The organism is Dysosmobacter sp. Phy, assembly GCF_054476235.1.
The window spans coordinates 1,556,040-1,569,697 of record NZ_CM136997.1 but is presented as its reverse complement, the minus strand read 5'-3'; the positions used below and the strand labels follow the sequence as shown (position 1 = coordinate 1,569,697).

The window sequence follows — 13,658 nt, the reverse complement described above, 5'->3', positions numbered from 1 at the left end:
AAGCCAGATCTCAAAGTCCAATCCCTTGGGCTTTGAGATCCGACAGCAAATGCCGTCTTCTGGTGGGCCCGAGTGGGCTCGAACCACCGACCTTACGATTATCAGTCGTACGCTCTAGCCAGCTGAGCTACGGGCCCGTCTCTCTCAGATCTTACGACCTGTTGAAAGCGCCTTATTAAAGTTTTCTTTGCCTACTTTCTTTTTCAAAAGAAAGTATGGTGGAGATAGTCGGGATCGAACCGGCGACCTCCTGCTTGCAAGGCAGGCGCTCTCCCAGCTGAGCTATATCCCCTCGTATCCCCTAGGGCGTGTACCCTCTAAATTAAACAACGTAACTACTCGACGCTCCAAACGTCTGACCAGGATGTTACGACCAGATGTCTCACTGATCGAGGTCTCCTTAGAAAGGAGGTGATCCAGCCGCACCTTCCGATACGGCTACCTTGTTACGACTTCACCCCAATTATCGAACCCACCTTCGGCCGCGCCCCCCTTGCGGTTAGGCTACGGACTTCGGGTGTTCCCGACTCTCATGGTGTGACGGGCGGTGTGTACAAGGCCCGGGAACGTATTCACCGCGGCATGCTGATCCGCGATTACTAGCGATTCCGACTTCACGCAGGCGGGTTGCAGCCTGCGATCCGAACTGGGACGGCTTTTAGGGGTTCGCTCTGCCTCGCGGCTTTGCCTCCCTCTGTTGACCGCCATTGTATTACGTGTGTAGCCCAGGACATAAGGGGCATGATGATTTGACGTCGTCCCCACCTTCCTCCGTTTTGTCAACGGCAGTCTCGCTAGAGTGCTCTTGCGTAGCAACTAACAATAGGGGTTGCGCTCGTTGCGGGACTTAACCCAACATCTCACGACACGAGCTGACGACAACCATGCACCACCTGTCTCTGCTTTCCCCGAAGGGCACCTGATGTATCTCTACTTCGTTAGCAGGATGTCAAGCCCTGGTAAGGTTCTTCGCGTTGCTTCGAATTAAACCACATAATCCACCGCTTGTGCGGGCCCCCGTCAATTCCTTTGAGTTTCAACCTTGCGATCGTACTCCCCAGGTGCAATACTTATTGTGTTAACTGCGGCACGCAGGGGGTCAGTCCCCGCACACCTAGTATTGATCGTTTACAGCGTGGACTACCAGGGTATCTAATCCTGTTTGCTCCCCACGCTTTCGCGCCTCACCGTCAGTTGTCGTCCAGTAACCCGCCTTCGCCACTGGTGTTCTTCCTAATATCTACGCATTTCACCGCTACACTAGGAATTCCGGTTACCTCTCCGATACTCAAGACCGACAGTTTCAAATGCAGTTTGGAGGTTGAGCCTCCAGATTTCACATCTGACTTATCAGCCCGGCTACACGCCCTTTACACCCAGTAAATCCGGACAACGCTTGCCACCTACGTATTACCGCGGCTGCTGGCACGTAGTTAGCCGTGGCTTATTCGTCAGGTACCCTCTTCTACTGTTCCCTGACAAAAGAAGTTTACAACCCGAAAGCCTTCTTCCTTCACGCGGCGTTGCTGGGTCAGACTTGCGTCCATTGCCCAATATTCCCCACTGCTGCCTCCCGTAGGAGTCTGGGCCGTATCTCAGTCCCAATGTGGCCGGTCAACCTCTCAGTCCGGCTACTGATCGTCGCCTAGGTGGGCCGTTACCCCGCCTACTAGCTAATCAGACGCGAGGCCATCTTCCAGCGATAAATCTTTGGCATGTCCGGGATGCCCCGATCATGCGTCATGCGGTATTAGCAGTCGTTTCCAACTGTTGTCCCCCTCTGGAAGGCAGGTTCCTCACGCGTTACTCACCAGTCCGCCACTAAGCATTCCCTTCACTTGGCCGAAACCTCGATCAGGGGTGCTCCGTTCGACTTGCATGTGTTAAGCACGCCGCCAGCGTTCGTCCTGAGCCAGGATCAAACTCTCTATAAAATGGCATCAACACGAGCCGTAGCTCGAGCTAATCTTTCATAGAGCTATTTTCCATAGCTTCATCTTTTGCCTCCGCGACCGGTAATTGACTCAACCCGGTCCTTCGGCTTCTTTGGTTCTTCTTCCGTGATCTCTCACAAAAGAAGCGTCCGTCTGGTGCTTTCTTTTCGTTACGTTGTTTAATTTACAAGGTGCACGCCGCTCCCGGCGGAACATTGCTATTATATCAGGTCTCTCTTCATTTGTCAACCACTTTTTTCTTCTTTTTTTCGAAGTTTTTGTGGCTCACATCCGGTCGTCCCGAACAGCTTGCTTAGAATACCACTCCTGCCACCACTTGTCAACACCTTTTTCGCAATTTCTTTGATTTTTTTATAACCGCCATTATACACGCTTATTACATAGGCCGTTTCTGCCATCGGAACAGAAAACACTCTGGGCAAAACAGGGGGCGCAGTGCTATAATGAACCAAAACCTTGAATTTTATGTATAAGGAGGGATCCTTCTGCTGATCCGCCGTATGACTGCCACCTTCGGCCAGCTCCAGGGCCGCACTCTGGAGCTGCAGGAGGGGCTGAATATCCTGCAATCCCCCAACGAGAGCGGCAAGTCCACCTGGTGCGCCTTCCTGGCCTCCATGCTGTACGGCATCAACAGCCGGGAGCGGGACCGGGCGGGCTTCATCGCCGACAAGAACCGTTATACCCCCTGGTCCGGCGCCGCCATGAGCGGGCGGTTGGACTGCGGCACGGACCTGGGGGAGCTGACCCTGACCCGGACCACCCGCCGCCAGACCAGCCCCATGGGGGAATTCTCTGCCGTTTATGCAGGCACCGGAGACGCCGTGCCGGACCTGACCGGCCGCACCTGTGGGGAGACCCTGCTGGGCGTCAGCCGGGAGGTGTTTGAGCGCAGCGCCTTTATCCGTCAGAGCGGCCTGGCCGTCACCCAGGACGCGGGACTGGAGCGGCGGATCGCCGCCCTGATCTCCGCCGGGGAGGAGGACACCTCCTATACGGAGGCGGCGGACGCCCTGAAAAAGCAGCTGAACCGCCGCCGCCACAACAAAACCGGACTGCTGCCCGCCCTGGAGGCAGAGCTGGCGGAGACGGAGCGGCAGCTGTCGGAGATCGGCGAGTTAGAGGGTCAGCTGTCCCAGGCCCGGGCCCAGGCGGAGGAGCTGGCCGCCCGGGAGGCCTCTCTCACAGAGGAGCTGGCCGCCCACGACCGCTGGGAGGCCGCCCAGAGGCGGCAGGCCCTGTCCGGCGCTGAGACCGCTGCCCGGGAAGCAGCCGAGCGGGCCTCCGCTCTGCGGCGCCGGGCGGAGGAGGAGCGGCTGCCGGAAAACGACACCATCGCCCGGCTCCGGGGGGCCATCGTGAACCTCCAGACCGTGCGCAGAAGCGTGGAGAAGGCCCGGGCGGAGCGGGACGAGGCCATGAAGGCCCTGTTGAAGGCCGAGGCCAACCTGGGTGAGAGTCCCTTTGCCGGGCAGACGCCGGACAGCGCCCGGAAGGAGGCCCAGCAGGCGGCCCCGAGCGATAAGGTCCCCGGCGCCGTGGCAGTCCGGGAACTGGCCATCTTCTTTTTGTTTCTGGCTGCGGCAGGCGGCGTCTTTGCCCTGCTGTATGCCCGTACCTCCACACTGGACCTGCCGCTGATGCGGATGGTTCCCTGGCTCCTGCCGGGAGCCGTGGCCGCCGTGGTAGCCGGGGCGGGCACCTATATTTCCCGCCTGTATCGAACGCATACGCTGGAAGCCATGCGGCACACCGCCCTGACCAAGCGGTTCGGCACCGCCGATCCGGACGCCATTGCAGGCATGGCCGACACCTATTGTAAGTTGTATGAAGCCCGGGAGGCGGCCCAGGAGGCGGTCAACGCCAAGACCGCCGCCGCGGACACTTTATATAGCTCCCTCAGCTCTAATGAGCAGGGTATTTTGCTGGAGGTCCGCCGTTTCGCCCCCGCCGCCTTCGACATTCCCACGGCGGACAGCCTGCTGCGCCAGTGCGCCGTGCGCCGGAGGGAGCTGGCGGAGGCAGAGACCGCCGCCCGGGACGCCCGGCTGCGGTGGGAGGTCCAGTCCCAGCAGTTGCCCCAGGCGGAGGAGGCAGAACGCCCCGCCCCGCCCGTGCGGAACCGGGAGGCGGTGACGGCAGAGCTGGAGGGCACCCGGGAGGCTCTGGCCGCCGCCAAGTCCGCGGCGGACCGGCTCACCGGCCGTCTCCACGCCGTAGGCGACCCGGCGGTGCTGGCCTCCGTCCGGGAGGAACAGCTGGCACAAAAGGAGCAGCTGGAGGGCGAATACGCCGCCCTCCAGCTGGCCCTGGAGGCCCTGGACACCGCCAACACCACCCTGCAAAACCGCTTTTCCCCGGAGCTGGGCCGCAGGGCGGCGGAGATCTTCTCCGGCCTCACCGGCGGGCGGTACGGCGGCGTGGTGCTGGACCGGAGTTTCCGCCTGTCGGCGGAGCCCGCGGGTGAAGGCGTGTACCGGGAGGCGGAGCTGCTGTCCGCCGGAGCTCTGGACCAGCTGTATCTGGCGGTGCGGCTGGCCATCTGCGACCTGGTGCTGCCGCCGGAGAAAACCGTGCCCATCGTGCTGGACGACGCCCTGGCCAATTTCGACGACAGCCGCTGCGCCGCCGCCCTGCGCTATCTGAAGGAGGCGGCCCGGGGCCGCCAGATCCTGCTCTTCACCTGTCACAGCCGGGAGGCGGACTTTTTCACCGGAGACGATGAAGTTTCCGTCCAGCGGTTGACGGCGGGGGCAGATCGGGTATAAGATGGGAGATGTCTCCGGGAAAACCGGAGCAAACGAGCAAAATGACCGCGCCAAAGCGCGGAAAAAGGAGATTTCGTATCATGAGCGAGTGCACCCACGATTGCTCCACCTGCGGCGAGAGCTGCGCGGAGCGGCAGGCGCCCCAGTCCCTGCTGAAGGAGCACAATCCCGCCGCCCGGGTGGGCAAGGTATTCGGGATCGTGTCCGGCAAGGGCGGCGTCGGCAAGTCCATGGTCACCAGCCAGCTGGCGGTCACCATGCGGCGGCGGGGCTATCAGGTCGGCATCCTGGACGCCGACGTCACCGGCCCCTCCATACCCAAGGCCTTCGGCGTCCACGGCCAGGCCATGGGCAGCCAGGAGGGCCTGTATCCCATGACCTCCCGCACCGGCATCCAGATCATGTCCACCAACCTGCTGCTGCCCAATGAGACGGACCCGGTCATCTGGCGGGGTCCGGTCATCTCCGGCGTGGTCCAGCAGTTCTGGACCGACGTGCTGTGGAACTGCGACTATCTGTTCGTGGATATGCCGCCGGGAACCGGCGACGTGTCTCTCTCCGTGTTCCAGTCCATCCCTCTGGATGGGCTGATCATCGTGGCCTCTCCCCAGGAGCTGGTCAGCATGGTGGTGGAGAAGGCCGTGAAGATGGCGGAGATGATGGAGGTCCCCACCCTGGGTCTGGTGGAGAACATGAGCTACGTGGCCTGCCCGGACTGCGGAAAGAAGATCTATCTCTTCGGCCAGGGCAAGACCGCCGAGGCCGCCGCCCGGCATCATCTGCCGGTGCTGGCGGAAATGCCCATCGACCCCGCCCTGGCGGCTCTCACCGACGCCGGGGACATCGAGTCCTTCCAGGGCACCTGGCTGGACGGCGCCGCCGATCGCCTGGAAAAAGCATAACGCCCGCGACCCGCTCCGTGTTCCCCACGGGGCGGGCCGTTTTGCCTTTCCACAAACAAGCGGCGCGAAAAACCTTCCTTTTTGTCGGAAAAACAGTTGCAAAAACTATCGAAATCCGGGATAATAGGACCCATAGCGCAGCGTTCATAAAACCCGGGCTGAAGCCCAATACTTTAATAGATAGAAATTGAGGGGGAAATACGTATGCAGGAACTGAAAGACCGTATCGTCAAAGAGGGCAAGGTGCTGCCCGGCAACATCATCAAGGTGGACGGCTTTTTGAACCACCGCATCGACACGGAGCTGATGACCCACATCGCCGATGAGTTCGGCAAGCACTTCAACATGGACGAGGTCACCATGATCCTCACTGCCGAGGCCAGCGGCATTGCCCTGTCCGCCATTGTGGCCCAGCGCTTCCACAAGCCCATGCTCTTTGCCAAGAAGGCCAAGAGCGACAACATTGAGGGCGGTCTTTATCAGAGCGATATTTTCTCCTACACCTACAAGAAGAAGGTCACCTTGCTGGTGGCCAAGGACTGGCTCAGTGCCGACGACAAGGTGCTGATCATTGACGACTTCATGGCCAACGGCGAGGCCATGCGTGGTCTGTGTGACATCGTGGAAGCCGCCGGCGCCACCCTGGTGGGCATCGGCTGCGCCGTGGAAAAGGGCTTCCAGGGCGGCGGCGACCGCCTGCGGGAAGCCGGCGTGAACCTCAAGTCCCTGGCCATTATCGAGTCCGCCGAGCCCGGCCACATCGTCTTCCGGGACGAGGTCTGATCCCCCACACCCGGCCCGGCAGGGCCGGGTGTATCCGTTTTCCCCGGCATCCCAAAGTGGCTGTCCGGGTGCCATGAACCGCAATTTTACTTTGTAAGGAGGAATCCCCCTTGTCCCACCAGACTGTGATCGTCCTGGACTTCGGCGGTCAGTACAACCAGCTGATCGCCCGCCGGGTCCGGGAGTGCGGCGTCTACTGCGAGGTCAAGCCCTACACCACCTCTCTGGACGCCATCCGGGCCATGGATCCCATTGGCATCATCTTCACCGGCGGCCCCAACAGCGTCTATGACCCCGCCTCTCCCCAGGCGGACCCGGGCCTGTTCACCCTGGGCGTGCCCATCCTTGGCATCTGCTACGGCTGCCAGCTGATCGCCCACAACCTGGGCGGCCGTGTCACCGCCGCCACCGCCGACTCCGCCCGGGAGTACGGCAAGACCGAGACCTATTTCGACACCGCCTGCAAGCTCTTCAAGGGTCTGCCCGCCCAGGGCGTCACCTGGATGAGCCACGGCGACTATATGGAAAAGGTGCCCGAGGGCTTCACCCTGGTAGCCCACTCCGACGCCTGCCCCAATGTGGCCATCTGCGACGAGGCCCGGGGCTTCTACGGTGTCCAGTACCATCCGGAGGTGAACCACACCGAACACGGCACCGATATGATCCGCAACTTCCTCTACGAGGTCTGCGGCGCCAAGGGCGACTGGACCATGGGCGACTACAAGGCCACCGCCATCCAGGCCGTCCGGGAGAAGGTGGGCGACGGCAAGGTCCTGCTGGCCCTCTCCGGCGGCGTGGACTCCTCCGTGGCCGCGGCCCTGGTGGCCGAGGCCGTGGGCAACCAGCTGACCTGCGTGTTCGTGGACCACGGCCTCATGCGCCTCAACGAGGGCGACGAGGTGGAACAGGCCTTCGCCAAGTGGGACATCAACTTCGTCCGGGTCAACGCCGAGAACCAGTTCCTCATCAAGCTGGCCGGCGAAAACGAGCCGGAGCGCAAGCGCAAGATCATCGGCGAGGAGTTCATCCGGGTCTTTGAGGCGGAGGCCAAGAAGATCGGCAAGGTGGACTATCTGGTCCAGGGCACCATCTATCCCGACGTGATCGAGTCCGGCGCCGGCAACGCCGCCGTCATCAAGAGCCACCACAACGTGGGAGGCCTTCCCGACTACGTGGACTTCAAGGAGATCATCGAGCCCCTGCGGATGCTGTTCAAGGACGAGGTCCGCCAGCTGGGCCGGGAGCTGGGGCTGCCCGAGTACCTGGTCATGCGCCAGCCCTTCCCGGGTCCGGGCCTGGCCATCCGCTGCCTGGGCGACATCACCAAGGAGAAGCTGGACATGCTGCGCCTGGCGGATTTCATCTTCCGGGACGAGATCGCCAAGGCGGGGCTGGAGGGCACCATGAACCAGTACTTCGCGGTGCTGACCAACATGCGCTCCGTGGGCGTTCAGGGCGACGGCCGCACTTACGACTACGCCCTGGCCCTGCGGTCCGTGACCACCAGCGACTTCATGACCGCCGACTGGACCCGCATCCCCTACGAGGTGCTGGACCGGGTCAGCGTCCGGGTGGTCAACGAGGTGCCCCACATCAACCGGGTCCTCTACGACATCACCAGCAAGCCCCCTGCCACCATCGAATTCGAGTAAACCGAAGCCCGCCGGCCCCCAAGGAGACCGGCGGGCGTTTATTTTCCTGCATATCCAACTTCTCCCGTTGCCCGCTGTCGGCCGAGACGGCCCCGCCTCTTTCCCCGACATGCGCAAAAAAAGAGCGCCGGCTTCCGCCGGCGCTCTTTTGTTTTCTTAATGGAACGGAGCGTGCTCAGAACTCCAGGTTCTTGCCGTCCTTGTCGAACACATGGCAGGCGCTTCCGCGGAAGGTAAACGCCAGGTCCCGTCCCGGAGCAAAGGTCTCGGTATAGCTGCCGTTCAGATCCATGGTGGGGACGATGATCACTACGTCTCTGCCCTCGGCGGTAACGTGGAGGTGGATCTCGTTGCCCATCATCTCAAACACGTCCATCTTGGCGGGAACGCTGTCTCCCTGCTGGTCCAGAACGATGTGATTGGGCCGCACGCCCAGGGTGATGCTCTGGCTGCCCACGCCCTTCTTGGCGAGATTGGCGCACTTGGCCTCGGACAGCTGCACCTGATAGCCGCCCACGGACACCAGGTACTTCTCACCGTCCTTCTTCAGCTCCGCGTCGAAGAAGTTCATCTGGGGCATGCCGATGAAGCCCGCCACGAAGAGGTTGGCCGGATGGTCAAATACCTCCTGGGGGGTGCCGATCTGCTGGATGAAGCCGTCCTTCATAATGACGATCCGGTCGCCCAGGGTCATGGCCTCGGTCTGGTCGTGGGTCACGTACAGGAAGGTGGTATCGATCTTCTGGCGCAGCTTGATGATTTCCGCCCGCATCTGGTTGCGCAGCTTGGCGTCCAGGTTGCTGAGCGGCTCATCCATCAGCAGGATCTTGGGCTCCCGGACGATGGCGCGGCCGATGGCCACGCGCTGGCGCTGGCCGCCGGACAGGGCCTTGGGCTTGCGCTCTAAGTACTGGGTGATGTCCAGGATCTCCGCCGCCTCTTTCACCCGGCGGTCGATCTCATCCTTGGGGACCTTGCGCAGTTTCAGGGGGAAGGCCATGTTCTCATACACGGTCATATGGGGATAGAGGGCGTAGTTCTGGAACACCATGGCGATATCCCGGTCCTTGGGGGCCACGTCGTTCATCAGCTTGCCGTCGATGTACAGCTCGCCGCTGCTGATCTCCTCCAGGCCGGCCACCATGCGCAGCGTGGTGGATTTGCCGCAGCCCGAGGGGCCCACCAGCACGATGAACTCCTTGTCGGCCACCTCCAGGTTGAACTCCTGAACGGCCACGACGCCGTCCGCGGTCACCTGCAGGTTGACCTTCTTCTCCTCCTGCTGTTCGCCCTTCTTGGCCTTCTGGGCCTTTTTCTGGTCGTTGGAGGGGGGATAGACCTTCTTGATGTTGACGAGAGATACTCCTGCCATCTTTCTCCGGCTTTAGCCATGCGGCATCCGCGCGCATCGCCTCACACCCCGCCGCTGGGACGGCGGTGCTTTGCGACAGGTCTCCAACACTGCCGCACCGTAAGCCGCAACGGTTGTTTTTTCCTCCTTTTCAGGTCCCCGCGCAGCTGGAAGATGGAGAGCGTACGCGGGCCTATTGATTCATCGGCGTATACCGACGAGTTTAGTTTACGATGTTTTTCTCCCGGGGAAAAGCCCGCAATATAGCCAAATTTTTCCCCTGTTTCTTGGCGGATCTATTGAAAATCCCCGCGTCAGGCCTGCTCAATGGCCCGGGCAACAGCGGCCAGGGCGCCGCTTTCGGTACTGTCAAAAAGATGGGTGTAAATGTTGCTGGTGACCGCCAGGGAGCTGTGGCCCAGGGTCCGGGAGATGTCGAACATGGGGACCCCCTGGCTGTTGGCCACGGAGGCGAAGCTGTGGCGCAGACCGTGGAGGCTGATGGGCGGCAGGCCCCGCCGCCGGACCAGCCGCCGCAGATCCCGGGTCAGCTGGTCGGGATCCGGGGCCCGGCCGTCCTCCCGCAGCACCACCCAGGCTCGCGGGTCCGCGCTGGGCCGCCGTTCCCGTGCCCGGGCCAGCACCTCCCGCAGATCCCGCAGACCGGCGATCCCCAGGCGCCGGACGGAGCTGCGGGTCTTGGGCTCCTTCAGCACCACCTCGCCGCCCACCTCCGTGCGCACCTCCCGGACAGACAGCAGTCCCGCCTCCAGATCCACGTCCTGCCACCGCAGGCCGCAGATCTCGCTGCGCCGCAGCCCCAGGTAAGCCGCCAGCTTTACCGGCAGCTCCAGCATGGTACCCTCCGCTGCGGAAAAGAGCATCTGCAGCTGCTCCGGCGAGTAAAAGCGGTAATGGCTCTCCTGCCGCTTGGGCGGCGTCACCCGGTCCAGTGGACTGCGGTCCAGCACCTCCAGCCGCACCGCCAGACCCAGAGCCGTGGTCAGCAGCACATAGTGCTTGATGACCGTGTTGGGTGACAATCCCTGCTCCATCCGCTCGAACAGATAATTCTGAACCTGATAGGGCGTCAGCTCCCGCAGCGGCACCTCTCCCAGCGCCGGCAGCAGATGGCACCGGGCCATATTCCGGTAGGCATACAGCGTGCTCACCGCCCGGTCCCGGGCTGCCACCTCCTCCAGCCAGAAGGTCAGCCACTGCCCAAGGGTGCAGTTTCGCCCCGGAAGGCACTGCCGCTCCTCCCTCCGTTTTTCCAGCGCCGCCTCGGCCTCCGCCAGTGTGCGGTAGGTACGGGTGCGGCGGCGCCCATCCCTCTGGAACACGGCGTAGTAGAGACGGCGCTCCGTATCATAGGACAGGTTCTTCTGAATGTTCTTTCTTGCCATAGCTGCCTCATTCTCTCTTTCTTTCAGTCTGCCTCCGCCAGCTCCCGGCCGGGCCAGAAACGCGGGGGATCTTTTGATTTTATCTCATCTCGCTTGGGACGCCCATAGGTTTCCCCGGAAGCCGTTAAAAATTTTCCTCACATTTTTTTGAGAAAATATGGTAAACTGTAAAGGGAGAATACGGCCCCTGGCAGGGGCCTGGTACCAGGGCCGCCGTTCCGGAAGGAACGGCGGCCCGCCGGAGCAAGGAGGCTCATTGATGTATCAAACAGGGGAACTGGTCGTCTGCGGCACCACCGGCGTGTGCCGGGTGGAGGGTGTTACCTGCCCGGAGATGCCCGGGGAGGACCGAAGCAGGCGGTATTATCTGCTCAAGCCGCTCCACCAGGACGGCATCATCTACACCCCGGCAGACAGCGGCAAGGTCCCCATGCGGCCGGTGATCTCCGCCCGGGAGGCGGAGGCGCTGATCGACCTGATCCCCACCATCCAGGCAGAGGCGGTGTACAGCCCCACCCTCCAGGCCCTGGCCCAACACTACCAGTCCGTGCTGCGAACCAGTGACTGTGCAGATCTGCTGCGGCTGACCATGTCCATCTACTGCAAACAGCAGGCAGCCCAGGCAAAAAAGAAGCGGCTGGGCATGGTGGATGAGCGGTATATGAAGCAGGCGGAGCGCCTGCTTTACGGGGAGCTGTCGGCGGCGCTGGGGATTCCTTTGGAGGCGGTGCAGCCCTATATTGCACGCCGGGTGGCCGGGGCGTCCGCCGGCTCTGCCCGGGAGCGGCTGGCCCAGTGACCTTTAAAACGTAAAACAGCGCCCGGCCTTTTGGCCGGGCGCTGTTTTGTCTGTTCCATGTGGGGGATCCGTTACGGCAGGTAGTTCAGCGGGTTCTTGGCCACACCGTTGTAGCGGACCTCAAAGTGGCAATGGTTGCCGGTGGAGTTGCCGGTGGAGCCCATACGGGCAATCTGCTGGCCCTTGTAGACGTGCTGTCCCACGGACACCAGCAGACTAGAGTTGTGGCCGTAATAGGTCACATAGCCGTTGCCGTGGTTGATCTGGACCAGATAGCCGTAGCCGCCCATCCACCCGGCGTAGGTGACCGTGCCGCCGTCGGCGGCGTAAATGGCCGTGCCGTAGCCGTTGGCGATGTCGATGCCCTTGTGGTTGGTGGAGCCGATGCCGCCGGGGGAGGCCCGTCCGCCGAAGGTGGAGGTGATCCGGCCGGAGGTGGGCCAGCGGAAGGTACCGGTGGGCAGCCAGGTGGGCCGCTCCTTGGTGCCCCGGAGCTGCTGCTCCGTCACAGGCTCTTTCAGCGTCACAGAGGAGAGCACCGTCCGGGCGGTTTCCTCGCCGTTGACATAGGTGACGTTGGCCACCACGTCGGCGGCGCCGTACTCGCCCTTGGAGGTCACTTGATAGTCGCCCTGATAGAGATTGGCGGTATCGGTATACTCGATGTCGTACATGACGTCCTCTACGTAGTGCTCCCGCTGAACCACAGTCATGGTCAGGTAGGGCACGGCGGCGGACAGGGTCAGCACTTCACCGATCTGGATCTTATTGATATCATAGCCGGGGTTCATGGCCAGCAGTTCCTTGGAGGTCATGCCGTGGTCCTCGGCGATCTCGGACCAGGTGTCGCCCTTGACGACGGTGTAGGTGACCTCCTCCTGCTTGGTGCTGTACAGAGTCTCGGCCAGGTAGCCCAGATTCACGATCTGGTCGGAGGGGACCAGCTCCTGCTTGATCTCCACATCCTCGGCAAAGGTGCAGGAGATGGTGTTCTCATCCGTCGCGGCGCCCTGGAGCTGACTGAGCAGTTCATCCAGCGCCCCCTCATAGGGCGTGGCGCCGACCAGCTCGCCGTTTACATACAGGCAGTAGGCGGAGGTGACCACACCCAGTTCCTGAGACAGGTCCTCCTCCAAAGTAGTCTGGTCCACCATCTCCTGGCGGGAGACCAGGCCGTCGGAAAACTGCAGCAGGGAATCGTCGATGGTATAGGTCTGGCCCAGGGTCCGGGCGGTGACCTGCTCCAGATCGGAGCGGACCTCCTGCGCGGTGGCCTGGGAATCCACCACGGCCACCACCTCGCCGTCGTAGCTGACAGTGGTGCCAAAAGTGTAGAAGGAGAAGAACAGCACCACTGCGGCCACGCAGCAGGCACCGCCCAAAAACACGGCAGGATGGAACCGGTGCGGATCCAGCCAGCGGCCCATGCGGTTCATGCGCTCATGGACGCGCTTGCGGCGGGCCAGGGACCATTCGCCCAGTAGCCCCGCCGCCATGGGCACCAAACTCCAGAAAAACAGCAGCAGCGCCAGCAGCGGCCGGTCGGACTCCGGGAAACGCTTGGCTCTCTTCTCCCGCACAATGTGGCGCCAACGGCGCCGGGCCAGGCGGTACTCCGTGGAGAGAATCTCCCACAAAATAATGAAGGGGCTCTCGGAGCCCTCCTCCGCCCGCAGGTAGTGCCAGAAGCCGTCCCGATGCTGCTCACCGGTCTCCGGCCCCTCCTGGGGCAGCGGCTCCTCCGCCCAGGCGGGAATGGCGGCCTGAACCACAGGCTTGGCCTGCTCCGGCTCCTGGCGGAGGCGGTGGGCCTCCCGCCGTGCCGGCTGCGTGGAAACCGCCGCCCGACGGGGGCGGCGTCCGCTCTTACCGGTCTCGTTTTTCTCGTCCAGGCAGATAGTGGTTTCTTTCATATTACGCATATCGTCTCCTGTGACAACGTCCAAGAAAAAAGTTACAATTTGTTACCGTTTCATGATACCTTCTTTTCCCTGGTTCGTCAAGCCCTGTCTTGGTAAAAAAGTGCCGAATTTTCGGTTCTT

The 13,658-nt window shown here is 62.2% G+C and carries 9 protein-coding genes, 2 tRNA genes and 1 rRNA gene; 5 read left to right on the top strand and 7 right to left on the bottom strand.

Annotated features, from left to right (window positions below):
• Window positions 1-60: 60 nt before the first annotated feature.
• The 4 genes from ACVDHE_RS07645 to ACVDHE_RS07630 form a co-directional block, all read right to left on the bottom strand.
• Window positions 61-137, bottom strand: a tRNA-Ile gene (locus ACVDHE_RS07645).
• Window positions 138-216: 79 nt separating this feature from the next.
• Window positions 217-292 (bottom strand) — tRNA-Ala (locus ACVDHE_RS07640).
• 112 nt (window positions 293-404) lie between these two features.
• A 16S ribosomal RNA gene (locus tag ACVDHE_RS07635) occupies window positions 405-1,934 on the bottom strand.
• Between the two features lie 245 nt (window positions 1,935-2,179).
• Window positions 2,180-2,353, bottom strand: coding sequence for a hypothetical protein (locus ACVDHE_RS07630; RefSeq protein ID WP_458886136.1), 174 nt, complete (start codon window positions 2,351-2,353; stop codon window positions 2,180-2,182).
• A 102-nt stretch (window positions 2,354-2,455) separates the two neighbouring features.
• On the opposite strand from ACVDHE_RS07630, the gene ACVDHE_RS07625 reads away from it, so the two are divergent.
• The 4 genes from ACVDHE_RS07625 to guaA all read left to right on the top strand — a co-directional run bounded on the left by ACVDHE_RS07625 (window position 2,456) and on the right by guaA (window position 8,060).
• Window positions 2,456-4,723, top strand: coding sequence for an AAA family ATPase (locus ACVDHE_RS07625; RefSeq protein ID WP_458886135.1), 2,268 nt, complete (start codon window positions 2,456-2,458; stop codon window positions 4,721-4,723).
• A gap of 80 nt (window positions 4,724-4,803) precedes the next feature.
• The gene (locus tag ACVDHE_RS07620; protein ID WP_213037489.1) at window positions 4,804-5,625 is read left to right on the top strand and encodes an Mrp/NBP35 family ATP-binding protein; all 822 of its coding nucleotides are present in this window, start codon (window positions 4,804-4,806) and stop codon (window positions 5,623-5,625) included.
• 204 nt (window positions 5,626-5,829) lie between these two features.
• On the top strand, window positions 5,830-6,408 hold the full coding sequence (locus tag ACVDHE_RS07615) for a xanthine phosphoribosyltransferase (protein ID WP_418725529.1): 579 nt from the start codon (window positions 5,830-5,832) through the stop codon (window positions 6,406-6,408).
• Window positions 6,409-6,518: 110 nt separating this feature from the next.
• Window positions 6,519-8,060, top strand: coding sequence for a glutamine-hydrolyzing GMP synthase (gene guaA, locus ACVDHE_RS07610; RefSeq protein WP_458886133.1), 1,542 nt, complete (start codon window positions 6,519-6,521; stop codon window positions 8,058-8,060).
• 175 nt (window positions 8,061-8,235) lie between these two features.
• On the opposite strand, the gene ACVDHE_RS07605 is transcribed toward guaA, so the two are convergent.
• Window positions 8,236-9,432: an ABC transporter ATP-binding protein gene (locus tag ACVDHE_RS07605; protein ID WP_213037486.1), complete on the bottom strand. Its 1,197-nt coding sequence runs from the start codon at window positions 9,430-9,432 to the stop codon at window positions 8,236-8,238.
• Between the two features lie 293 nt (window positions 9,433-9,725).
• On the bottom strand, window positions 9,726-10,817 hold the full coding sequence (locus ACVDHE_RS07600) for a tyrosine-type recombinase/integrase (RefSeq protein WP_458886131.1): 1,092 nt from the start codon (window positions 10,815-10,817) through the stop codon (window positions 9,726-9,728).
• Window positions 10,818-11,076: 259 nt separating this feature from the next.
• Here ACVDHE_RS07600 and ACVDHE_RS07595 point away from each other — a divergent pair, with 259 nt between their 5' ends.
• A complete protein-coding gene (locus ACVDHE_RS07595; RefSeq protein ID WP_458886130.1) occupies window positions 11,077-11,616 on the top strand; it encodes a CarD family transcriptional regulator in 540 nt (179 codons plus the stop codon).
• 71 nt (window positions 11,617-11,687) lie between these two features.
• On the opposite strand, the gene ACVDHE_RS07590 is transcribed toward ACVDHE_RS07595, so the two are convergent.
• Complete coding sequence (locus ACVDHE_RS07590) at window positions 11,688-13,529, bottom strand: peptidoglycan DD-metalloendopeptidase family protein (protein WP_458886129.1); 1,842 nt, start codon at window positions 13,527-13,529, stop codon at window positions 11,688-11,690.
• Window positions 13,530-13,658 lie beyond the last annotated feature (129 nt).